Source organism: Schaalia radingae (genome assembly GCF_900106055.1).
Lineage (GTDB): Bacteria > Actinomycetota > Actinomycetes > Actinomycetales > Actinomycetaceae > Pauljensenia > Pauljensenia radingae_A.
Map to the genome: position 1 here is coordinate 1,096,556 of NZ_LT629792.1, position 24,068 is coordinate 1,120,623.

At 60.0% G+C, this 24,068-nt stretch carries 22 protein-coding genes; 18 read left to right on the forward strand and 4 right to left on the reverse strand.

What is annotated here, in order from left to right; translation table 11 throughout:
* Position 1 precedes the first annotated feature (1 nt).
* The 11 genes from BLT69_RS04860 to BLT69_RS04910 are packed head-to-tail and all read left to right on the forward strand — an operon-like array spanning position 2 to position 11,468.
* Complete coding sequence (locus BLT69_RS04860) at positions 2–1,228, forward strand: carboxylate--amine ligase (protein ID WP_092648524.1); 1,227 nt, start codon at positions 2–4, stop codon at positions 1,226–1,228.
* 12 nt (positions 1,229–1,240) lie between these two features.
* Entirely contained in the window at positions 1,241–2,344 is a 1,104-nt protein-coding gene (locus tag BLT69_RS04865) for a lipid II:glycine glycyltransferase FemX (protein ID WP_070726596.1), read from the forward strand.
* Positions 2,332–4,347: a threonine--tRNA ligase gene (thrS, locus tag BLT69_RS04870; RefSeq protein ID WP_092648526.1), complete on the forward strand. Its 2,016-nt coding sequence runs from the start codon at positions 2,332–2,334 to the stop codon at positions 4,345–4,347. Before BLT69_RS04865 ends, thrS begins: the two co-directional genes overlap by 13 nt.
* A 17-nt stretch (positions 4,348–4,364) precedes the next feature.
* Entirely contained in the window at positions 4,365–4,946 is a 582-nt protein-coding gene (locus BLT69_RS04875) for an HIT family protein (RefSeq protein ID WP_092648527.1), read from the forward strand.
* The gene (gene pgsA / locus BLT69_RS04880) at positions 4,947–5,579 is read left to right on the forward strand and encodes a phosphatidylinositol phosphate synthase (protein WP_092648528.1); all 633 of its coding nucleotides are present in this window, start codon (positions 4,947–4,949) and stop codon (positions 5,577–5,579) included. It begins immediately after the preceding gene.
* Positions 5,572–6,483 (forward strand): phosphatidylinositol mannoside acyltransferase, encoded by a 912-nt coding sequence (locus BLT69_RS04885; protein WP_092648529.1) that lies wholly within the window; start codon positions 5,572–5,574, stop codon positions 6,481–6,483. The genes pgsA and BLT69_RS04885 overlap by 8 nt, the downstream gene beginning before the upstream one ends.
* A complete protein-coding gene (locus tag BLT69_RS04890; protein WP_058236596.1) occupies positions 6,480–7,658 on the forward strand; it encodes a glycosyltransferase family 4 protein in 1,179 nt (392 codons plus the stop codon). Before BLT69_RS04885 ends, BLT69_RS04890 begins: the two co-directional genes overlap by 4 nt.
* Positions 7,655–8,251 (forward strand): hypothetical protein, encoded by a 597-nt coding sequence (locus tag BLT69_RS04895; RefSeq protein WP_070726607.1) that lies wholly within the window; start codon positions 7,655–7,657, stop codon positions 8,249–8,251. The genes BLT69_RS04890 and BLT69_RS04895 overlap by 4 nt, the downstream gene beginning before the upstream one ends.
* Positions 8,252–8,269: 18 nt before the next feature.
* Complete coding sequence (locus BLT69_RS04900; RefSeq protein WP_092648530.1) at positions 8,270–9,553, forward strand: PrsW family intramembrane metalloprotease; 1,284 nt, start codon at positions 8,270–8,272, stop codon at positions 9,551–9,553.
* A 3-nt stretch (positions 9,554–9,556) separates the two neighbouring features.
* Positions 9,557–10,093 carry an NUDIX hydrolase gene (locus BLT69_RS04905; protein ID WP_070726611.1) on the forward strand — a complete coding sequence of 179 codons (537 nt, stop codon included), beginning with the start codon at positions 9,557–9,559 and terminating at the stop codon, positions 10,091–10,093.
* 34 nt (positions 10,094–10,127) lie between these two features.
* On the forward strand, positions 10,128–11,468 hold the full coding sequence (locus BLT69_RS04910) for a family 20 glycosylhydrolase (protein WP_070726612.1): 1,341 nt from the start codon (positions 10,128–10,130) through the stop codon (positions 11,466–11,468).
* 6 nt (positions 11,469–11,474) lie between these two features.
* On the opposite strand, the gene serB is transcribed toward BLT69_RS04910, so the two are convergent.
* Together serB and glgC are read right to left on the reverse strand one after the other, a co-directional pair.
* Positions 11,475–12,137, reverse strand: coding sequence for a phosphoserine phosphatase SerB (gene serB / locus BLT69_RS04915; protein WP_070726769.1), 663 nt, complete (start codon positions 12,135–12,137; stop codon positions 11,475–11,477).
* Positions 12,138–12,403: 266 nt separating this feature from the next.
* Entirely contained in the window at positions 12,404–13,642 is a 1,239-nt protein-coding gene (glgC, locus tag BLT69_RS04920) for a glucose-1-phosphate adenylyltransferase (RefSeq protein ID WP_070726614.1), read from the reverse strand.
* 88 nt (positions 13,643–13,730) lie between these two features.
* Here glgC and glgA point away from each other — a divergent pair, with 88 nt between their 5' ends.
* The 7 genes from glgA to BLT69_RS04955 are packed head-to-tail and all read left to right on the forward strand — an operon-like array spanning position 13,731 to position 22,293.
* Positions 13,731–14,957 carry a glycogen synthase gene (gene glgA / locus BLT69_RS04925; protein ID WP_092648531.1) on the forward strand — a complete coding sequence of 409 codons (1,227 nt, stop codon included), beginning with the start codon at positions 13,731–13,733 and terminating at the stop codon, positions 14,955–14,957.
* Positions 14,958–14,986: 29 nt separating this feature from the next.
* Positions 14,987–15,802 (forward strand): ABC transporter ATP-binding protein, encoded by an 816-nt coding sequence (locus BLT69_RS04930; RefSeq protein ID WP_070726617.1) that lies wholly within the window; start codon positions 14,987–14,989, stop codon positions 15,800–15,802.
* A 13-nt stretch (positions 15,803–15,815) separates the two neighbouring features.
* Positions 15,816–16,256, forward strand: coding sequence for an NfeD family protein (locus tag BLT69_RS04935; RefSeq protein ID WP_070726619.1), 441 nt, complete (start codon positions 15,816–15,818; stop codon positions 16,254–16,256).
* A gap of 12 nt (positions 16,257–16,268) precedes the next feature.
* Positions 16,269–17,360, forward strand: a complete 1,092-nt coding sequence (locus BLT69_RS04940; protein ID WP_092648532.1) for an SPFH domain-containing protein — start codon at positions 16,269–16,271, stop codon at positions 17,358–17,360.
* A complete protein-coding gene (locus BLT69_RS04945; protein WP_070726621.1) occupies positions 17,361–18,695 on the forward strand; it encodes a glutamine synthetase family protein in 1,335 nt (444 codons plus the stop codon).
* Positions 18,695–21,592: a bifunctional [glutamine synthetase] adenylyltransferase/[glutamine synthetase]-adenylyl-L-tyrosine phosphorylase gene (locus BLT69_RS04950; protein WP_092648533.1), complete on the forward strand. Its 2,898-nt coding sequence runs from the start codon at positions 18,695–18,697 to the stop codon at positions 21,590–21,592. Before BLT69_RS04945 ends, BLT69_RS04950 begins: the two co-directional genes overlap by 1 nt.
* A 23-nt stretch (positions 21,593–21,615) precedes the next feature.
* Entirely contained in the window at positions 21,616–22,293 is a 678-nt protein-coding gene (locus BLT69_RS04955; RefSeq protein ID WP_092648534.1) for a histidine phosphatase family protein, read from the forward strand.
* Here BLT69_RS04955 and BLT69_RS04960 read toward each other — a convergent pair.
* Positions 22,290–23,078, reverse strand: a complete 789-nt coding sequence (locus BLT69_RS04960; RefSeq protein ID WP_058236607.1) for an amino acid ABC transporter ATP-binding protein — start codon at positions 23,076–23,078, stop codon at positions 22,290–22,292. The two genes, BLT69_RS04955 and BLT69_RS04960, sit on opposite strands and share 4 nt — an antisense overlap.
* Positions 23,075–24,040, reverse strand: coding sequence for an amino acid ABC transporter permease (locus BLT69_RS04965; RefSeq protein WP_227469306.1), 966 nt, complete (start codon positions 24,038–24,040; stop codon positions 23,075–23,077). Before BLT69_RS04965 ends, BLT69_RS04960 begins: the two co-directional genes overlap by 4 nt.
* Positions 24,041–24,068: the final 28 nt, after the last annotated feature.

Consider the following 24,068-nt stretch of genomic DNA (forward strand, 5'->3'; position numbering starts at 1 on the left):
GATGACTACAGACCTTCTTCCCGTCATTGTCGGCGGTGACATCGGCGTGTACGCCATCGGGCGTTCATTCCACGAAGCCTACGGGTGCCGCTGCATCTGCCTGGCGGCATCCCCAACAGATGCGATTACACGCTCCGTCTTTTTTGACGTGGAAACACTTCCGCCACATGCGGATGACCGGCAGACACTTGCAGTCCTCCGCGGGCTGGCAGCTGCGAATCCCGGCAGGAAACTCGTACTCATGGCGAACGACGACCGACACTCGGTATTCGTCGGGCGCTATCACAGCGAACTTGAAAAAGCAGGATACTCACTGCCTTTCCCACCCGTTGAGGTCACCGAATGCGTCACAGATAAAGCTCAGTTCGCACAGATCTGCACCGAACTTGGCATTGACACACCTCGCACCGTCAGCGTGAACGTGGGGAGTGGTGAGACACCCTCGTTACCGTTCGACTTCCCCGTCGTTGCCAAAGCGGCGCGAGGGGACGCCTACGACCAGGTCGACTTCCCAGGTAAACGGAAGATCTATTTCATCGAGACCGCAGCCGAACTGGACGAGCTGTGGGCGACGCTGCGTAAGGCAGGATTCGACGATACGTTCCTTGTGCAGGAACTCATCCCCGGAGACAACACGCAGATGCGTTCCATCACCGCGTACGTCGACTCTCACGGCGACGTGACAATGATCGGGTCGGCACGCGTGCTGCTCGAGGACCATGCGCCCACCATGATCGGCAACCCTGTTGCGATGATCACCGAGCCATTCGACGATCTGTGGGACAGTGCCCGTGCTTTTCTGACCGACACCGGATATCGCGGATTTGCCAACTTCGACGTCAAAGTGGATCCGCGTGACGGCCGAGCCGTGTTCTTTGAAGTCAATCCGCGCATCGGACGCAACAGTTGGTACATGAGCGCCGCCGGCGTGAACCCCATGTCCATCATGGTGCGCGACCTGATTGACCATGAGCACGTCAAGCCGCAGGAAGTGCACAACAAAATTCTCTACTCCCTAGTTCCCGATGCACTGCTGCGCCACTACGTGCGCGATGAAGAACTGCGCCAACGCGTCCACGCGTTGCAGCGCAGCGGCAAGCGCAAGAATCCGCTGGTCTACACCGCTGAAACGTCACTGGTACGATCGGCGATCGTCGCTCTCCAGACGCTCAACCATATCCGCAAGTTCCGACGTTTTTACCCTGAGGCCACAGACCGCTCATTCTAAGGAGGAGCCATCATGGCAACCGAGCTGCGTGAACTGACCGCAGATCAGATGAGGATCGCCGCCGCTGGCGTGATACCGCTGCCGATCGAACAGGCAGCGCCGTGGGAGGCATTCGAACAGACGCAGGGACGGCGACTATGGGGCCGTTTTGCATGGGAAAAAGACGATAAAGACCAGGCGATCATCGCACTGTACGAGTATTCGCTACGCGGAGTGAAGTACTTGTGGGCCAAACACGGACCAGTCTGGCTGAAAGAACAGTCACCCGATAGTGAAGCTGCCTTGCGGGCCGACCTGGTACGCATGGTCAGGAACCGCGACAGAAGCATCGCCTTTATCCGCATGCACGCCTTCTTCCAGGCGCCGGACCTGCATGAGTCACTCCAGTTCATCACATATGACCGCACCGCAATCATTGACATCAGCGGCGGCACTGAGGATTCGATTCTCGCGACCATGACGAAAGACGGACGCCGTGCAGTACGCAGAGCCAAGAAGAAGATGGCCGAGGGAGGCGCGCGAGTCGTTGAAGAAACAGGCCTGACGCGCGCAGCATTCCGTGAGTACTACGAGGTGATGAAGGAAACAGCGCGCAGGGATGGGTTCCATCCACATCCGCCGCAGGTCTACTGGTCGATGCTGGACTCCATGCCCGAATCTTCCCGACTGTTCGGCGTGCGTCTGCCCGATGACACACTGGTGTGCTGGGATCTGGTGTTGGTGCACGATAAGCAAGCTGTTGCCTACTACGGCGCATCGACAGATCAGGCGCGCACCGTGCTGGGGCCTGACGCATTGGATTTTGACGTGGCTGTTCGGCTGGCGAAGGAAGGCGTCAAGGGGCTTGACCTGATGGGCGTGTATTCGCCACGTGTGCCGGAGCTGTATTCGGTGGGCCGCTATAAGCGTCGCTGGTGCCAGTCATTTACTGACGTGGACGGAGCGTGGGACGTGCCGGTGATCCCCGGAGCAGTCAGCGCCCTGAAGGCTGCGTTGGCCACGAAACATGCAGTGGAGAATCTGGTTCGCCGCGCACGCGCTACGATGGCTTGGGACATTGATCGGCACGCACCCGTACAGCGTGCCAGAGAAGGAGCATCATCGTGTCAGAACTGACCGCGACCATTGACGGCAACATTGAACAGATTGACGAAGGAACAACAGGAGCTACGTGGTACTCCTCCAACCGGCGGGTAATCGCCATGAACGTCAACGGCGCACCGACCGATCTGACCGCTGAAATTCCCAATGGCGCTGAAGTCAGCGCTATTACGCTGGATTCTCAGGAAGGTCTGCAGATTCTGCGCCACTCCACCACGCACGTGCTGGCCCAGGCAGTGCAGGATGTATTTCCGGACGTCAACCTGGGAATTGGCCCGTTCATCACGGACGGCTTCTACTACGACTTCGGCAACATCGATGCAGTGACCCCAGAAATGCTTCGCGACCTCGAAAAACGCATGAAGCGGATCATTAAGGAAGGCCAAACGTTCCGCCGCCGCGTCGTCACCGAGGACGAGGCGCGCGCCGAACTGGCTGACCAACCTTACAAGCTCGAATTGGTCACTACGAAGGGATCAGGCGCAGAAGGCGCGTCCGTTGAGGTCGGCCACGGCGAACTGACAATCTACGACAATGTGCGGCGCGACGGCAGCGTCGCATGGAAAGATCTGTGCCGCGGCCCGCACCTGCCGTCCACCAAACTGATCGGCAATGGCTTCGCATTGACGAAGTCGTCGGCAGCGTACTGGAAAGGTGATCAGAACAACGATCACCTGCAACGCATTTACGGCACCGCGTGGGCCAGCAAGGACGACCTCGTCGCCTACCAGGAACGAATCAAGGAAGCACAGCGCCGCGACCACCGGCGACTGGGACAGGAACTTGACCTGTTCTCATTTCCCGAGGAAGTTGGCCCCGGCCTGGTTCTGTTCCACCCCAAAGGCGGTATTTTGCGTCACGTGATCGAAGAGTACGTCACGCAGCGCCACCTGGAAGCAGGCTTTGACTTCGTACATACGCCTGAGATCACCAAGTCAGGCGTATTCCACACCTCGGGTCACCTCCCGTACTACGCGGACACGATGTTTCCGCCGATGATGGTCGATGAAGAACGCGCAGAAGACGGACACGTGACGCGTGAAGGCCAGGAGTACTACCTCAAGGCCATGAACTGCCCGATGCACAACCTGATTTTCCGTTCACGAGGGCGTTCCTACCGTGAACTGCCTCTGCGATTTTTCGAAATGGGACACGACTACCGCTACGAAAAGTCCGGAGTGGTGCACGGCCTGACACGTATGCGCGGATTTACGCAGGATGATTCGCACACGTACTGCACACCTGAACAGGCGCGCGACGAAATCACGATGCTGCTGAACTTCTTCTTGTCGATTCTGCGCGAATTCGGATTGACGGACTTTTATCTGGAACTGTCCACCCGCAGTGATGACGAGTCGAAGAAAGACAAGTTCATCGGCTCGGATGAGGACTGGGATGCGGCAACTCGGATCCTGGAGGAAGCATGCGCGTCAACAGGGCTGGACCTGGTGCCAGATCCAGGCGGTGCCGCGTTCTACGGTCCGAAGGTTTCCGTTCAGGTCAAGGATGCGATCGGCCGCACATGGCAGATGTCCACCGTCCAGTACGACTTCAATCAGCCTGAACGCTTCGGCCTGGAATACACCGCGCCCGATGGTACGCACCAGCGTCCGGTGATGATTCACTGCGCCAAGCTCGGATCCGTTGAGCGCTTTATCGGCGTGCTGACTGAGCACTACGCCGGCGCATTCCCGGCATGGCTGGCACCTGTGCAGGTCAAACTCGTTCCCGTAGCAGACGCATTCGATGAGTACGTCGACCAGGTGGCTGCGAAACTGCGCGCGCGCCACGTGCGTGTTGAGGTCGACCATTCCGATGATCGTTTCGGCAAGAAGATTCGCAACGCCTCGAAGGAAAAAGTGCCGTTCGTGCTGATCGCGGGCGGTGAGGACGAAGAAGCAGGCGCTGTCTCGTTCCGCTACCGTGACGGAAGCCAGGATAACGGCATTCCGGTTGATGAAGCCGTTGAACGCATCGTGCACCACATTGAGACTCACAACAACGAGGACAAAGCGTAGAGAAGGGGAGCAGCGACATGAGGAACGGTCAGCCTCATCCGGGTGACCCGCAGGCGGAAGACTCAGGCGATTTTGCCGGTGAATTGGATGGCTTTGACCGGCTGTGGACGCCCCACCGCTGGGTCTACATCCAGGGAGATCACAAGCCTGCGGACTCGTCAGCAGGAGAATGCCCCTTCTGCGCGGCGCCGGACAAGACAGATGAAAAGGCACTGATCGTTCACCGCGGACGCACCTGCTTCGTATTGATGAATCTGTTCCCCTACAACTCCGGCCACATGCTCGTGTGCCCGTACCGCCACGTTGCCGACTACACGGATTTGACGGACGAGGAACGCATCGAGCTGGGCGAGCTGACCGCCACGGCCATGCGTGTGGAACGTGAGACGGCGGGTGCGCAGGGCTTCAACCTGGGCATGAACCAGGGACAGGTTGCCGGAGCCGGAATCGCCGCGCACCTGCATCAGCACGTGGTACCCCGATGGGGAGGAGACTCAAACTTTCTGCCGATCGTGGCCCGCTCACGTGCACTCCCCGAACTGCTCGGTGATGCGCGGCAGCGTCTGGCCAAGGCGTGGCCTCAGGGAGATGACAAGTAGATGCTCGGTAATCATGGCAGGTCGGTGGCGGCGACGATCTTCACACCTTTCGCCAAACTTCTGCATCGCCTTCACGTCACACCGAATATGGTGACAGCAACATCGACGACACTGGTCGTCATGATTTCCTGTGCGGTGCTGGCACGCGGCTACGTCTGGCAGGCTGGCGTCATACTCGGCGTGATCCTGTTTTGTGATTCCGTTGATGGAGTGCTTGCACGCTACAGCGGACAGACCTCACGGTTTGGCGCGTTCCTGGATTCGACGATGGACCGCCTCGGTGACGGGGCAGTGTTCGGTGCGCTGCTGGTCAATGCCGTATTCCACCTGGAGCCTTCACCTGAACGCACGACCGCGATCATCGCCGGAACAGTCGCGATGGTGGGCGTGGCAGCCGTTCCTTATGCCCGTGCCAAGGCTGAAATTATGGGGATTACCGCGTCGGTCGGTATAGCTGAACGCACTGACCGACTCATCATCGCGCTGGTGTGCGCAGCCCTGACCGATTGGAACCTGTGGTCGTGGTTCTACCCGATCGGACTGATATGGGTGGCATTCGCCTCGCTTATCACGGTGACGCAGCGCGTGCTGTACACGAAGAAGCAGATCGAGGCAGGCGACGCGGGTGAGTAACGCCTGGCAGCTGTCAGCATTTCGCCTCGCTCCGCGCCTGCCACGCTCACTTCTGTTCGGTGCGGCACGAACGGCAGGTGACATCGTCGCCGCACTCCCGCTAGACGTGACGGCGCGGCTGCGCTCCAACCACGAGCGAGTCGCCGGGCATTCGCTCCCTTCGAGCCACGTGCGCCAGGCCGTCCGACTGAGCGCGCAGACCTACGCCGAACAATTCGCGCTCACACACCTCATTGACGGCAACTTGGATGACATGGTGGACGTGCCGCGGATGGACATGCTGCGCGAACTGGCTGCTGACGGCCCCGTTGTGCTCGCCCTCGCACATGCCGGAAACTGGGACCTGGCCGGCGCATGGATGTGCCGCAACGGCCTTCCCGTGTTGACCGTGGCTGAAAAGCTCGACCCACCGGAATTGTTCCAGGCATTTGTCGACCTGCGCGAAGACCTCGGTATGGAAATTATCGGGGTGGGGAAGAAGGAATCCGTCTTTCACCAGCTCGCTGCCCAGGCGAAGGGACGCGCCAACCTTCTGGTACCGCTGCTGGCAGACCGCGATATTTCAGGCAGAGGCGTTGACGTTGATTTTGGAGGCCGCCGCGCACTTGTCGCAGCAGGCCCCGCGGCGTTGGCACAGCGCCTGGACCGCCCACTGGCAGCCGCGATGATCTATCACACCACAGGTAGCCACATTCGCATCGATATTTCCGACGTGATCGACAATCCCGGCGCTACCCAATCGCGTACCAGTGTGGAAACACACACCCAGGCGTGGGTCGACGCGCTTGTCCCTATGATTCGTGAACATCTGGCACACTGGCACATGATGCAACCGCTATTTGTCGACGACCTCGATCCAGAACGCCTGGCCAGGGCCCGCCGACGCGTCGAGGACTCACAGTGAAAATCGGAATCGTCAACCCCTACGCATGGGACGTGCCTGGAGGCGTCCAGTTCCACGTGCGTGACCTTGCTGAAGAGCTTATCCGCCGAGGCCACACCGTCTCCGTTCTGACTCCGGCCAAACACGACACAGACTTACCGAGCTGGGCCGTCGGCGCGGGTGAGACCATTCCGATCCCCTTCAACGGGTCCGTCGCACGCCTCTCATTTACTCCACGTTCAGCCGTACGCACCAGGAAATGGCTCGACGAGGGCGACTTCGATGTCGTCCATATCCATGAACCAGGGGTGCCATCTGTGTCCTTCCTGGCCTTGATCAATGCGGATGTGCCCATGGTGGGAACATTCCATTCAGCAATGGAGCGCTCCTACGCCAGGGAAATCACCGCGGGCATGATCCGCCCCCTCATGGAGCGCCTGAGTGCGCGCATCGCAGTGTCGGCTGAAGCGCGCCGCACCCTGATCGAACACCATGGTGGTGACGCTGTGATTATCCCCAACGGCGTTGAGACGGAGAACTTCCGTCGCGCTCAGCCGCTGCCACAGTGGGAAGCCACCCAGCACAGGCCGGTGGTCGTCTTCTTGGGACGCCTCGATGAGCCGCGGAAAGGACTGGGCATATTTGCCGGTGCGATCCGCACAGTGCTTGAACACGTCCCCGGGGCGCGCTTTATGATCGCAGGACGCGGCGATGCCGGCCAGATACGAACCGATCTGGAAGGCCTGGGAGACTCAGTGGAGTTCCTGGGCGAAATTACGGACGAGGAAAAAGAATCACTGCTGGCTGGCGCGACAATCTATGTTGCGCCGCAAACAGGGGGAGAATCCTTCGGCATTGTGCTGGTCGAAGCGATGGCTGCAGGGTGTGCCGTCGTCGCATCCGATATCGAAGCCTTCCGAGCCGTTCTCAACAATGGTGACGCCGGAATGTTGTTCCACAGCGGCGATTCGGCTGCACTGGCGGACGCCCTCGTCAATGCCTTGAGCGACGCGGACGCTTTGGACGAACTTGCCGTACGAGGGCAGGCCGCATCAGCCGCCTATGACTGGTCGACCGTCACTGATCGCATTATGGCTGTGTACCAGACCGTTGTGGCCGGGGCGCGTGAAGATCCTGGCAGGCAGAACGCCTTGTCGCTCATGCGTGGCGGACGGCTGCGGGAGGTTGACCAATGAGCCTGTGGCAGTGGATTCTCCTGGCCGGTGTCATCGTGGTTGTGGCGGTATTGATCTGGCAGTGCGTCATGTTGGCTGGGCGCCTGGACAGGTTGCATTGGCGCGTGACGATGTCACGCGTCGCCCTCGACACGCATTTGATCAGACGAGCCGTCGATGCAGGGCTGCTGGCGGCCAGCGGACTGGCAGGACAGGGAAGCGCCGACTTGGACGATGCTGCCGCGCGCTGCCTGGCGTTGAGCGGAACCCCACTGGTGGATGACGATTTCGACCGCAAGCGTGACATTGACGGACTGTCTGACGGCGATGCGCAGATGGCTGCAAGACGTCTGAATGCCGAGTCGGCCCTGTCGCGACAGATTCGTGCGTGCATGACACCCCAGTTGCGCGACGAGGCGCGTGACGATGCCGATGCTGCACACCTGATCAGCGCTCTCGACGCGTCGCACTACCGCGTGCATGTGGCTCGTTCAGTGCATAATCTAGACGTGACACAAATTAGGCGACTGCGTGCTCATCCGTTGGTGCGCATCGCTCACCTGTACGGCCATGCACGAGTGCCATCGAGCATCGACTTCGACGACGCGCAGTAACTAAAGGCGGTGAGACCCGTGAGCGAGCAACGTGTGAAGTGGGGAGGTCCCGGCGAGGACTACCGCCTTGACAGGATTGGTCGCGTCGGCGGGAATCAGTGGGCTGACGCCCCGGCAGGCGCGCCGGCAACGGGTGTGCCCAGTCCGCAGGAAGTCGCTCCCGTATGGTCTCCGCCCACGCGCAAGCGCTCGATTGCGTGGTTTGAAATCATTTTCACCATTGTTGGCGTGGCGGCACTGGGTTTTGCGCTGTTCGGATACGTGCGCACCGGTGGTTTACCGTCAACAGTTCTGACCGGAGTGCTGGCATTGATTCCCTTGGGATTCATCATCGCAGTGCTGCGTTTTATTGATCGCTGGGAACCCGAACCGTGGGTCGCGATGCTCGTGACCTTCGTGTGGGGAGCGGGAGCTGCAGCAGTGGTGGCGATGGTGATCAACACTGCGCTGCAGACGAACATCCAGTTGATCACCGGGCACTCAGGCCTGACGATGGTAGCTACGGCCTCGATCGTGGCACCCATCGTGGAAGAGACCCTCAAGGGCGCGGGCGTGGTGTTTATTCTGGCCTGGCGACGTCACCGCATCAACTCGCTGATTGACGGTATCGTCTACGCCGGAATGGCAGGCGCAGGTTTCGCGTTTATCGAGAACATCCAGTACTTCCTGCGCAGCTCAGAAGAGGGCCAACTGATGATCACGTGGTTCCTGCGCGGCATCATGAGCCCGTTCCTGCATCCGATGGCCACCTCGTTCATCGGGCTGGCGGCAGCGTGGGGCGTGGTGCGCCACAAGTCGGATCTCGCATGGGTCTGGACCTTGCCGCTGGGGTGGATCGTCGCGGTCCTCATCCACGGATCGTGGAACTACCTGGCCAGCACGTCGATGGAACGGTGGTTCGTGTTTTACCTCTTCGTCGAGGTCCCGATTTTCATCGCGTGGATCGTCGCGCTGCTGGTCATGTCCGCGCGGCAGGCGCGCACCATTGCCAACGGGCTGGAGCCCTATGTGCGTACCGGATGGATCCTGCCGGGCGAAGTGACAATGGTGGTCAACCGCGGTGCCCGCCGTTCAGCCGTTAGGTGGGCAGCTCAGGGCGGTCGCGCTGCCAAACGCGCCATGAAGAATTTCCAGCGACTGGCTGCCGCATTGGGAATGGATGAAATGATCCACCGTAAGGCGGGCAGGCACGCAGATCGCGTGGCACAGGATCAGGACATGCTGCAGCAGTTGATCGCGTCCCGAGACGTGTTCCTGACGCGCACGCGCAGTGCTCACGCCAACAGGCAGATTGGACGATAACGAGTGAGTGACCTTGGACCGGAATGGATTCCAGACCAAGACGGCATACCGTTCCGACGCGCTGCCCGCGTAGCCGTATTCGACGAGGACGGCAAGCTGCTCCTCGTGCGCGGACACGATTCAGAAAATGTCAGACGCTCCTGGTGGTTCACCACAGGAGGCGGGCAGGAAGAAGGCGAAACACTGCAGCAGACGGCGGTGCGCGAAATTCGTGAAGAGACGGGGATCGCCCTGGATCCGACTCGTCTTGTTGGCCCTGTCCTGCATCGGCGCGCGCTGTTCGATTTTCTCAACGTGACAGCGCGCCAGGAGGAATGGTTCTTCGTTGCGCACGTGCACCGCACAGAGTTGAACTGGGACGGCTGGACTGAACTGGAGCGCAGCGTGCTCGATGCGATGACGTGGTGGGACTTGGACGATCTTGAGGTCGAAGCCCGAAGAGCGGAAGTCTATCCACGTGACCTGGTCGCGATGGCTCGTCAATGGAAAGACGGGTGGGATGGGACCATGATCGAGCTTGACGAGTCATCCGTCGGGTAAAGTAGCCACCACATCAGCCACTGAGGAGAATGTCATGTATGTGCCCGTAATTCCCACTGTCCGACATGCCGATATGTCCGAGGGTGCAGGACGGTTCTCACCTGTCACGACGAAACTGGTTCAGGACGCGACGCAACTGGGTATTGACACGGCACTGGAGCCTTTCCAGGAAAAGGAGGCGTACGCCCTGACGATCGGTGAGGACGGCACTCATATTCGGGCCATCACCGAGGTTGGTGTGGTGCGCGCCAGCCGCACACTGAATCAGCTCAAGAGAGGCGGAGTCGCGCTGAGCGGAACGATTGTGGACTGGCCCGAATTCGAATGGCGCGGCCTCATGATCGACACTGTGCGCCACTTCTTTTCCCTCGATGTCCTCAAGGAGATCGTCGATTTGATGGCAAGCCTGTCACTGAACGTCCTTCATCTGCACGTGAGTGACGACCAGGGGTGGCGAGTCGAAATTCCCGCTCTTCCCGAACTGACGGAAAAATCATCACAGAGTGCCGTGAATGGCGAAGGTGGCGGATACCTGACTGTCGAGCAGTACAACGATCTGCGACGCTACGCGAGTGCCCGCGGAGTTGACGTGGTGCCTGAGGTTGATATGCCGGGACACACCAACGCCGCACTGCACGCGATGCCGGGTCTGAATCCCGACGGTCAGGCGCGGGATGTCTACGAAGGTATCGACGTGGGAATGTCGACGCTGAGCACGCAGGCAGCCGACACCGAACGCTTCATGGACGAAGTGATCGGACAGCTGGCAGCTGACTCGCCGCTCGGTATGCATATCGGCGGCGACGAAAGCCATTCCACACCTCACGACGAGTTCCGCGCCCTGGTCACAATGGCGGTGGAACGCGTCCACGCATGCGGCAGGCGGGCGATCATGTGGCAGGAAGCGGGCGCAATGGCACACGAGGGCGACATCGTGCAGCTGTGGGATACCACCAACAATCATACTGAGGGCGTGCTGGCGGGCATTGAGCGCGGTGCACGCGTCATCGTGTCGCCTGGACAGAAATCATATCTGGATATGAAAGAGAATGCCGATGAGCCGTGGGGCCAGGACTGGGCCGGGCCTCTACCGTTCCGGACAGCGCTGGAGTGGAATCCGCGCACCGCGCTCGAAGGGCTGGATCCTCGGGCGGTGATCGGTGTTGAAGCATGTGTGTGGGCAGAGTACATCCGCACGCGTGAACAGCTCTTTGAGAAGCTCCTGCCGCGTCTGACTGCCATTGCTGAGGTCGCATGGACCGGCAGTGGTGACGACAAGTGGGAGGAATTCTCCCGGCGCGTCACCTCACTCACGGAACTGTGGGATGCCAAGCGGCTCACCTGGCACCGTTCAGAAGGCGTCGACTGGAAGTAGCCGAACCTAGAACAGGGCAGCGACGAGCGCGTCGAGGCGACGCACGGCCAGAGAATTGGGAATCGCGTCGCGGACAGCGGACTTGGCGCAAAAAGCGACGCCCCATCCTGCGGCCTGCATCATGGGGATGTCGTTCGCGCCATCACCAATGGCAACGCACCGTGAGGGGGATACTCCCAGCTGAGCTGCCCATTCAGTGAGCTTACGGACCTTCACGTGCGATGTCACGATCTCTCCGAGGACGTGGCCGGTCAGGTGCCCGTCACGCACTTCCAGTCGGTTCGCACAGTAAAAATCGATGCTCAGTCGCGTTGCCAATGGGCCGACGACTTCCTCGAACCCGCCGGAGACCACACCAAAGGCACCGCCGGAAACGGAGTGGACACTTTTGATGAGTTGCTTGGCGCCGGGGGTGACGGTGAGGGAGCGGGTAACGTGGCGGAACACGGTCTCAGGGACGCCGGCAAGTGTGGCGACCCGCTCCCGCAAGGACTGCGCAAAATCGATCTCACCGTTCATTGCCCGCGCGGTCACTGCCGCCACTTCCTGACGCGTACCGGCCCACTCGGCAAGTTCTTCGATCACTTCCTGAGCGATCAGCGTTGAATCCACGTCGGTGACGATCAGCGCTGGCCCGCCTTCTTCACGAACAGAAACAGGGACAACCAGAACATCTCCCCACCGTGACAACGCGGCGTGCGCACCGTCAAGATCCAGCATGCCCACACCGTCATCACCCTCGCGCACGCAGGCCACCACGCACGCAGGGACGTCCCCGCCAATCGGGTTCGCCACGAACGGCAATGCTCGCACATGTATTTTTGAACGGCGCACACCGGCAAAATCTGCCAGTGCGCGAACTGCCGGAGCCTCGTACGGAAAACTTGCGACGTCATGCGGGGCAATGACGCAAAGTGCTGCGCCAGCCCGTTGGCTCACTTAGTCACCACCATGCCCTTGGGGACGACGGTGATGCCGGACTCGGTGACGGTGAAACCGCGAGCGCGATCATGTTCCAGGTCCACACCGACCGTCGCTCCTTCTTCCACGACGACGTCCTTATCCAGGATCGTCTTGGAGACGATGGAGTGGCGACCCACGCGGGTGTTGCCCATGACGACCGAGTCAGTGACCTGAGCCCACGAGTGCACGTACACGCCAGGCGAAATGATCGAATGGTAAACCTCGCCGCCCGAGACAATCGAGCCGGGGGAGACAAACGAGTCGACGGCGTGCCCCATACGCGAATGCTCATCGCCGTAGACGAACTTTGCCGGCGGCAAGGAGCCATCGATGAGGGTCATCGTCGGCCAGTCGCGGTTATAGAGGTTAAAGATCGGGTGGACGCTGATCAGGTCCATATTCGCGTCGTAGTACGCGTCCAGTGTGCCGACATCGCGCCAGTAGTCGCGGTCCCTCTCTGTGGACCCGGGCACGATGTTGTCCTTGAAATCGTAGACACCGCACTGCTGACGTTCGACGAACCACGGGATGATATTGCCACCCATGTCGTGATTTGAATCCTCGTTTTCCGCGTCTGCACGAAGTGCGGCGACGAGGGCGTCCGTATCGAACACGTAGTTACCCATAGATGCGAGCACTTTGGTCGGATCATCCGGCAGACCCTCAGCGTTTTGCGGCTTCTCGAGGAAGTTCTTCACCACGCCACCTTCGGCGTCGATGACGCCCAGAGCGGGGGCGAGTTCAACCGGTTGGCGGATGCCTGCCACAGTTGCCGGAAGACCGGACTCAATGTGGTGCTCCACCATCTGAGAAAAGTCCATGCGGTAGATGTTGTCGGCACCAATGATCACCATGTAGTCAGGGTGCTCGTCCTCAATGACGTTCAGGGACTGGTAGATCGCGTCGGCACTGCCCAGGTACCAGTGCGGTCCCCGTCGTTGCTGCGCCGGTACGGGAGCAATGAAGTTACCCAGCAACGGTGACATATACCACGTCTTTGTAACATGTCGGTCCAGCGAATGCGACTTGTATTGGGTGAGCACGACGACACGCATGTAGCCGGAGTTGACGATATTGGACAGCGCGAAGTCAATCAGTCGGTAGTTTCCACCAAAAGGTACTGCAGGCTTGGCTCGATCCATGGTCAAGGGCATGAGACGCTTGCCTTCGCCACCCGCAAGAACGATTGCTAGGACATGTTTTTTTGCCATGTCTCAAGGGTAGGCAATAATCAGCGTGAATGTGCGCAAACGACACGAGATGCGCTGCTGTTCGATAAGCTCTCAGTAGGAGGCAGCCATGCGTATAGATTTATTGACACGTGAATATCCGCCGCACGTCTACGGCGGTGCGGGTGTTCACGTGACTGAACTGGCTCGCGTATTGCGAAGCCTAGGTCCTGACATTCGGGTTCACGCATTCGATGGTCCCAGGAAGCCGGGGGACGAGGGTGCCCTCGACGGTGTGCGAGGATACGACGAACTTGCCGAACTGGACGGCGCAAATGCAGCGTTGCGCACACTCGGGGTGGATCTGCAGATGGCGGCCCACACCGACGGAACTGACCTGGTGCATTCGCACACGTGGTACGCCAACTTTGCCGGATATGTGTCGAAGCTGCTGTACGACGTCCCTCACGTTGTTTCCGCACACTCGCTCGAACCGTTGCGTCCGTGGAAGGCCGAGCAGCTGGGCGGTGGCTACCGTCTGTCCAGCTTCGCTGAGCGCATCGCCTACGAGAACGCTGACGCGATCATTGCGGTGTCCAACGGGATGAAAGATGACATCCTGCGCTCGTATCCCAGTGTCGAAGAGGACAGGGTTCACGTCATCTTTAACGGTATCGATCTGAATGAGTGGCGCAAACCCTCCACCGAGGATGAAAAAGCCAACCAGGCGCGCGTGCTCAAGGAATTCGGTATTGATCCTGACCGGCCTACAGTGGTTTTCGTTGGGCGGATCACCCGTCAGAAAGGTCTGCCGTACTTCCTGCGCGCAGCTCGCCAGCTTCCACGAGATGCTCAAATCGTGCTGTGTGCAGGAGCGCCGGACACCAAGGAAATCGCCGCTGAGGTCGACACGTTGGTCAAGGAACTGGCGGCCGACAGAGACGGGGTCGTGCTCATCTCCCAGATGCTGCCGCGAGCCGATCTGTGTGCAATCCTGGACGTGGCGACCGTCTTCATCACTCCGTCTGTGTACGAGCCGCTGGGCATCGTGAACCTGGAGGCTATGGCGATGGAGTTGCCGGTGGTGGGCACACGCACCGGCGGAATTCCCGACGTTATTGTCGAGGGAGAAACCGGCTACCTTATTCCCATCGAGCAGAAGACTGACGGAACCGGAACCCCCATTGATCCAGAAGCGTTCGAATCTGCGATGGCTGAACGCATCGATGCCGTGCTGGCTGATCCAGGGCAGGCGCGTCAGATGGGCAAAGCCGGCCTGGAGCGGGCGCGCACTGAATTTTCGTGGGACACAGTCGGCCAGCAGACACTCGACCTTTATCGCGCGCTGGTGGGCTGATGAGGCAAGGTTCTGGCTACACTGAAGACATGGAGAACGTTGTTGATCTACACGACGTCACGCTTGAGCGCGGCGGATCCCACCTTGTTGATTCCCTGACGCTGTCGACGCATCGCGGTGAACACTGGGTCATTGTTGGCCCGAACGGTGCAGGCAAAACCAGCTTGATCCGACTGATTAGTGGGCGCGAGCGCGCAACCAGCGGTTCCGTGACCATTCTGGGCACGCCGATCGAAGAAGCCGACCCCGGGGAATTGTCCGCGCGCATCGGCTTTGCTTCACAGTCACTGACGGCACGAATTTCAGTGTCCATGCCGGTGCGCATGGCGGTGATGACCGCAGCATGGGGCAGGTCGATTACCTACGGCGAACAGTACGACACTGAGGACGAGGGGCGCGCAGATAACCTGCTGCACCTGTTCGGCGTCTCGCACCTGGCGGAGCGCCGTTTCGGAACGCTGTCAGAAGGGGAGCGCCAACGCGTCGCACTGGCTCGCGCACTCATGGCGGACCCGGAAATTCTGATACTTGACGAACCGAGTGCCGGACTTGATCTGGGGGCGCGTGAACTGCTGGTGGAGGCGCTGACGGAGCTGAGCGGGGATACGCGTTCACCACAACTGCTGCTGGTTACCCACCAGATTGAAGAAATTGCACCCGGCTTCACGCACGGCGTGGTGATGTCACAGGGCCACCTCGTTGCGAGCGGGCCAATTGAACAGACTTTGACCAGTGAGACCCTGTCGACGGCATTCGATCTGCCGCTGGAGGTCGGTCACGGTGACGGGCGCTGGTGGGCGCGTATGAACAGGGACCGGAAGCCCGACAGTTCCCGTCGACACTGAAACGGAGGAAACAGTGGTCTTTTATTGGTGGCTTCTCATCGCACTAGGCTTGGGCATCGTCGAGATGCTGTCACTCGACCTCTTCTTCCTCATGCTGGCTATTTCGGCACTTGCAGGCGGAATTGCCAGCGCTGCCGGAGGGGAAACAGGCGTGCAGGTGGCCGTGTTTGCGGTCGCCAGCCTGCTTCTTCTCCTTCTCGTTCGTCCATGGGCTAAGGCGCATCTGACACGCACGAACCCGAATATTCGAACCAATGCACAAGGGCTGATTGGAACAGACGCCCTCACGCTTACTCGAGTCAACAGAATCGACGGGCGTGCCAAAGTTGCCGGCGATACGTGGAGCGCGCGCTCGGCGGATGGGCGGGAAATCCCCGCCGGCGTCCACGCGCACGTTGTCCGCATCGATGGGGCAACAGCCATTATTGAACGTAACGAACCCCCTATGCAGTGAGAGGCTGTCACAATGTTTAACTCATTCGGGCAGACAATCGGAATGGCGCTGATCTTCCTCATCGTGCTGTTCGTTGTCGTCACCGTAGCCAAGTCAATCCAGGTGGTCCCGCAGTCGCGGGCCCTGGTGGTGGAACGTCTCGGCAAGTTCCAGTCGGTGCTCTACGCCGGACTTCACGTCCTGGTACCTTTCCTTGATCGCATCGCAAGCAAGGTTGACCTGCGTGAACAGGTCCAGTCGTTCCCACCCCAACCTGTCATTACCGCTGACAACGTTGTGGTCTCCATCGATTCGGTCATTTACTACCAGGTCAACGATCCGCGTAGCGCGACCTACGAAATCGCGAACTACATTCAGGCTATCGAGCAGCTCACCGTCACGACGCTGCGTAACGTGATCGGCTCAATGGACCTCGAGCAAACACTGACCAGCCGCGACCAGATCAACTCTCAGCTGCGCGGCGTCCTGGACGAGGCAACCGGCCGCTGGGGTATTCGCGTGAATCGAGTCGAGCTCAAGGCCATCGATCCGCCGCCGTCCATTCAGAACGCGATGGAGCAGCAGCTGCGCGCTGAGCGCGACAAGCGTGCCGCCATTTTGACTGCTGAAGGTGTGCGCCAGTCTCAGATCCTCAAGTCTGAAGGTGACAAGCAGTCCCAGATTCTGCGCGCTGAAGGTGCCGCACAGGCCGCAGTGACGAAAGCTCGCGGTGAATCCGAGGCCATCCAGACCGTGTTCAACGCCATTCACGCCGGCAAGCCGACCCCGGATCTTCTGTCCTACCAGTACCTGCAGATGCTGCCGCGTATCGCTGAAGGTGAAGCATCGAAGGTCTGGGTTGTGCCAACTGAGCTGACAGCCGCCCTCGACGCTGTGGCGAAAGGCTTTTCAGGTGGGGGAACGGATGGAGAATCCGGGCCGGCTAAGCCGACCATGCCGCCCAACCCTGTGAGGCACTCAAGCCAGGCACCGATTGTAGACACCCGTCCCAAAGGGCCGAGCGTCCTCGATGAGCCAACGCAGGCCCGCCCCTCCGAAAAGCTCAAAGACCTGATTGAGCCGATCGAAGATGTGGAGCTGCCTCCAGAGGAGAATGAGAAATAGATGGATCAGTTGTCCGACTCGGTGATGCGTGAAGTTGCCGATCAGGAAATTCGCTTTATCCGCCTGTGGTTCACGGATGTGGCCGGCGTACTCAAATCGCTGGCCATTGATCCAGGTGAATTGGAGGATGCGCTCAGCGAAGGTATCGGCTTTGACGGTTCCTCGATCGAGGGGCTGACACGCGTCCACGAGTCGGACATGCTCCTGAAACCAGATCCCAGCACCTTCCAGGTTTTACCGTGGGGTAGTGAGGACGACAAAGTTGCACGCATGTTTTGCGATGTGCTCACCCCCGACGGTGAGCAGGCTCGATCCGATCCGCGAGGAACGCTGGAACGTACTGTGCAGCGTGCAACCGACATGGGATTCACCGTGATGGTGCATCCCGAGATCGAGTTCTACCTGCTGCATAAGCCTGCAACCCCCGATCACCTCGTTCCCATTGACGGTGCCGGCTATTTCGACCATGTCACGCGATCCATTGCCCACGATTTTCGTCGTCGCCTGGTTCACATGCTCGAAAGCATGGACATCGCCGTCGAACTGTCCCACCACGAGGGCGGCCCTGGGCAAAACGAAGTTGACCTGCGGGCAGTCGATGCGGTTCGGGCAGCCGACAACATCATTACCGCCCGCACGCTCATTGAATACGTGGCACTGAGCGAGGACGTCGTCGCCACGTTTATGCCTAAGCCGTTTGCCGATTACCCCGGCTCAGGCATGCACACCCACCTGTCACTGTTCGAAGGTGACCACAACGCATTTTACGATCCGGCCGGCACGTATCAGCTGTCAGCTACCGGACGCCACTTCATCGCCGGACTGCTGGCGCATGCCCGCGAAATCAGCGCGATCACCAATCAGCACGTCAACTCGTTCAAACGTTTGTGGGGCGGGGGAGAAGCTCCCTGCTACGTGTGCTGGGGTCACAACAATTCATCGGCACTGGTTCGTGTGCCACTGTATAAGCCGGATAAACGGCGCTCAGCGCGGATTGAATACCGCGCACTTGATCCGGCGTGCAACCCCTACCTTGCGCTGTCAGTGCTCATCTCCGCAGGCTTGGATGGCATTGACAAGAAGATGGAGCTCATGCCTGAAGCTGAGGACAACGTGTGGGACCTGTCCGAACACGAACGTCAGGTTCTTGGCATCGATTCCCTGCCCGCCTCCTTGCACAGCGCCCTGGAATGTATGAAGAATTCCGATCTTGTCGCTCAGACCCTGGGTGAAGAAGTCTTCGACTACGTGCTGCGCAACAAGTTCAAGGAATGGGCTGAGTACCGCCACCAGATCACGCCCCAGGAAATCAGACAATTCATTAAGGCCAATTGATGCGCAGCGAGCGCATTGAAGCGCACCTGCGCAGTGCAGGCTTTCACGATGCCCGCACCAGCGCGGACTATTTCAGGCAGCTTCCTGACAGTGCCGACATCTGGATGCGGGCAGCTCAGACCAGTGCCGATCCAGACCTGGTTGCCCTCCAGCTCGTGCGACTGCACGAAGCTGACCCGAATGCTCTGCGCCACGTACTCAACCACGGTGCGGCGCGCCAGCTTGCCGCCGTGATGGGCGCATCGCGTCCCCTCGGCGATTTTATTGTTGCCCACTCTGACGCCATTGACGCGGTGTGGGTCGAGGCACGTGATGCTCGCCAGGTCATCCTCGACGCTCTTGCCTCGGCTACCGCAACAGCAGATGACCTGCGACGAGCGTACAGAAACGTGTTGATTTCGATTGCCGCCACTGACCTGACGGACTCCGACCCGGTTGGGCACTTGCCTGAGGTGGCTGCACGGCTGACTGATGCTGCTGACGCGGCGTTGGAAGGTGCCCTGTTGCTGGCACGGCGCCAGATCGACCCCGATCACACCGTCAAGTTCGCGATCATCGCTATGGGTAAGACGGGGGCGCGTGAACTGAACTATATTTCCGACGTTGACGTCATGTACGTGGTGGGCGTGCAGGAAGGCCAGTCAGAGCGCAGCGTTATTGAAATCGCCACGCGGCTGGCAGCGATGACCGCTCAGGCGTGTTCTGGTGCGGGCAGTGAGCCACCGCTGTGGGCAGTTGACGCCACGCTGCGGCCGGAAGGCCGTGACGGCGCGCTGGTCAGAACCGTCGAATCCTACGTCGCCTACTACCAGTCCTGGGCGCACACCTGGGAGTTCCAGGCACTGCTCAAAGCGCGCCCGGTGGCAGGGGATCGTCATGTCGGACAAGACTTCATTGACGCGATTACTCCATTTGTGTGGTCCGCCGCGGACCGCGAAGGGTTCGTGGACAACGCCCGCACCTTGAGGCAACGCGCCGAAGCCCTGGTCCCGGCTGCGGACAGCGACCGGGAACTTAAACTCGGTGCCGGAGGACTTCGGGACGTCGAATTTACGATTCAGCTGCTCCAGCTTGTTCACGGGCGCACAGACGAATCGATCCGTATTGCCGACACCGTCGGAGCAATCCGGGCACTGTCCGACGGAGGATATGTTGCCCGAACGGATGCACGCGACCTGACGCACTGCTACTGCTTCCTGCGCACTGTTGAGCACCGGGCCCAGCTGGCACGCATGCGCAGAACACACATGATCCCCTCATCAGGACACGAACTGCGGCGTATTGCCCGAGCGATGGGGCCGGAGCTCATGAGCGCGGAAAACCTCATCGACACCGTGGACGACGTGCGTGAGCGCGTCCGCAGGCTGCATGACGATATGTTCTACCGGCCGATTATCGCGGCCACCGCCCGCCTGACTCCCGACGAAGCCGCGCTGGATCTGGAGGCTGCCAAGGCTCGTTTGGCGGCGCTGGGGTATCTGGATCCTGCCGGAGCGCTCGGTCATATCAAAGCTCTGACACACGGCACGTCACGCCGTGCCACCATTCAACGCCACCTGTTGCCTGTCTTTATGACGTGGCTTGGGCACGGAGCTGACCCTGACCTCGGGCTGTTGAACTTCCGTACCCTGTCCGAACGCATCGGCGATTCGCATTGGTACCTGTCGCTTCTGCGCGATTCAGGTCTGGCGGCCTCACGACTGTGCGAACTCTTACCGTCCTCACGCTGGGTTGCCTCCGCTCTTGCTGAGTTGCCTGAAGCAGTGCAGTGGCTTGACGGTGATGAGCAGCTCAAAGCGCGCGACCGTCAGCGCCTGATCAACGAGGTGGACGCGCTTATCTCGCGACACAGCGACACTGAACAGGCCATGTGGCGCGTGCAGGCGGTACGTGTACGTGAAGTGACGCGCGCAGCCCTGGGAGATGCACTGGCACATGTTGCCCCTGTGCGAACCGCCATTGCGGACGCTTCGGATGTGGCGCTTCATGGCGCACTGACTATCGCGACTCGCCAGTGGAGCAGCGAGCACGCAGACGCGCAGCCGCCACGCCTGGCTTTTGTTGCGATGGGTTCATACGGCGGACGCGAATCCTCATTGATGTCCGACGCCGACATTATTGCCGTTCACGAGGGGGACGCCGGTGCCGCCGTTGACATCACCATGCGCGTGAAAAAGCTGCTCAGCTCTGTCCACGAGGGATCGGGGCTGAGCGTGGATATGGATCTGCGACCGGAAGGAAAATCCGGGCCAGTTTCGCGCACGGTGAGCTCCTATGAGGAGTATTACCAGCGGTGGGGATCAGTATGGGAACGTCAGGCACTGTTACGAGCCAGACCCGCAGCAGGTGACGGGGAGCTGCTGGCCGACTTCTTTGCCGCCATTGATCCGATCCGCTACGATCAGTCACCCTCGGACGCTGATATCCAGCAGATTCGCCTGCTGAAAGCTCGAATGGAACGCGAGCGACTGCCTCGTGGCATTGAGCCGACGCGGCATGTCAAACTTGGCGTGGGGGGAATGAGCGACGTGGAGTGGGTCGTGCAGCTCATGCAGATGCGTCACGTTCACAGCTGTGAGGAGCTGCGCACCACCTCCACGCAGCGCGCGCTGGCGGTCCTACGACACAGCAACCTGATCAGCGGAGAGGACGCTGATGACCTGGATCGCGCGTGGAGTTTAGCTCGACGCATCCGTACGGGAAACGTGCTGGCAACCGGGCGCACATCCGGGGTCAAAATCGACGTGCTGGCGCGCTCGGGTGCGAAACTGGCCTCGCTGGCGCACTTGTTAGGATATGGGGCAGGCGGCTATCACGCCCTGGAAGAGGACTGGCTGCGTGCGGCCCGGCGTTCACGGGATGTGATGGAAAGGCTCTTCTGGTCAGACTCACGGTGAATGGCATCTTGAGGAAGTAGGAAATGAAACTTGTTCTTGTCCGGCACGGACAAACCGCCGCCAATCGATCACACGCACTGGATACGGGCCGCCCCGGCGCACCCCTCGACAAGCGAGGACGTAAACAGGCCGAATCGCTGGCAGCGCGGTGGGAAAACGATATTGCACCGGCACCAGGCCTGGTGGTCGTCTCACCTTTGACCCGAACGCGGCAAACAGCAGCACCGCTGATCGCCCGCTTCAATTCACACGTGTGGATTCGACCCGGCATCCGTGAAATCGAGACAGGCGACGGTGAAATGGCGGTGGACCGCGCCTCGGAAATGACGTACATGCGCACCATCGTCCACTGGGCTCAGGGCAATCTGGATGCCAGAATGCCGGGTGCGCAAAACGGGCATGAAGTGCTGGCACGGGTGCGTCCCGTCATCGGTGAAATTGAACAGTGGGCCGAGGAGCACAAGGACGGAGTCGTCGCACTTGTCGCGCATGGCGCTATTTTGCGCACAATCACACCCGTGCTTGCCTCGAATGCGGATGCGCGCATGACGGTAACCAATCCGATGCGCAACACCGGCACCACGGTGCTCGATCGTGAAGGCGGCCAGTGGGTTGCGCGCACATGGAACGACCGTCCGATCGACCAATGGCCCGTGCCCGACGGCGAGATTCCACTGGTGCGATCAGAACTGAGTGCTTAGAGAACCTTCGAGAAGAACGCCTTGGTGCGTTCGCGCGTGGGATGCTCGATGACGTCGGAAGGCTTCCCCGCCTCCACAATCACACCCTCATCCATGAACACGACCTGGTCGGCCACTTCGCGCGCAAACCCAACCTCGTGCGTGACAGCCACCATCGTCATGCCGGAGCGGGCCAGATCTTTCATCACGCCGAGCACTTCGTCAACCAACTCAGGGTCGAGGGCTGACGTCGGCTCATCGAACAACAACAGCTCCGGGTCCATGGCAAGTGCGCGTGCAATGGCAACACGCTGCTGCTGGCCACCGGACAGCTGCGAAGGATAGTGCTGAGCACGGTCAGCCAGACCGACACGATCCAGCAGCGACAGCGCCGTTTTCTGCGCCTCTTTTTCCTTGACGCCCTTGACGTGCACAGGTGCTTCCATCACATTTTCGAGGGCGGTCATATGGGGGAACAGGTTGAAACGCTGAAACACCATGCCAATGCGAGAGCGTTGCTGAGCGATGACCTTGTCGGGCAGGTCATGCAGAACAGGCTGACCAGATGAGTCAGTGGTTTCGCGGTACCCAATCAGGTCGCCTTCAACATAAATCCTGCCTGCGCTGATACGTTCCAACTGGTTAATGCAGCGCAGGAGGGTTGATTTTCCTGAACCGGACGGCCCCAGGATCACGCACACCTCGCCGCTGCGTACCGTCAGGTCGATGCCGCGTAATACATGAAGATCACCGAAGAACTTGTGAACTGCCTGCACGGAGACCATCGGGGCAAGTGAAGAGCTCATGGTGTGACCTCGATAAATGGATCGTTTTTCGTGGTGTGAGAGGAATTGATGGCGCTCTGGCGTCCCGTCTTGTGCGAGGAAGTGCCGGTCGTGCCTTCCGGGCGGTCAGAGGTGAAGCCACGCCCATAGTGCTGCTCAATGAAGTACTGAATGACCATCAACAGCGAGGTGATCGCCAGATACCACAGTGCGGCCGCGATCAGCAGGGGGATCGGCACGAACAGCGCTTGCCCCTTGGTGCGCGCCACGAACGTCAATTCCAGAGTGAACGGAATGGCGGCAACCAGAGAGGTGGTCTTGAGCATCGAGATCGTCTCATTCCCGATCGGCGGGACAATCACGCGCATTGCCTGCGGCAGGATAATGCGACGCAGGATCAGACCGCGATGCATACCGAGCGCGGTCGCTGCTTCTTCCTGTCCCTTATCAACGGACAGCAGACCTGCGCGGATAATTTCAGCCAGGTAGGCGCCCTCGTTGAGTCCCAGGCCAATGAACGCCATCCAAAACGGCGTGAAAACCTGAGCGGTGTCGAAGGTGACGAACTCGGGGCCAAAGGGAATACCAAGTGAGAGCTGAGGGTAGAGGGTTGGAAGCAGAGACCAGAAGATGAGTTGCGTGTAGATTGGTGTGCCGCGGAAGAACCAGATGTAGAACGTGGCGACCCACCGCAGGATCGGGTTGGGCGACTGACGCATAATTGCCATCGTCACCGCGAGGACCGTGCCGAGGATCATGGCGACGATCGTCAGGAGGATCGTGTACATCACGCCGCTGACAATGGTGCGTGAGAACAGCCATTGCCACACGACGTCCCACCGGAAGTTCGGGTTGGTCAGCAGCGTGTTGATCGCCATGGCGACAAGCACGGCGACAATCGCAGCCGACACGAGCCGACCGATACGTGGCACGGGTTTGGCGTGAATAATCTCAACGCCGTCACGAATGTCTTGCTTCGGCACTGGTCACTCTTTCTCTGGTTAACCGACA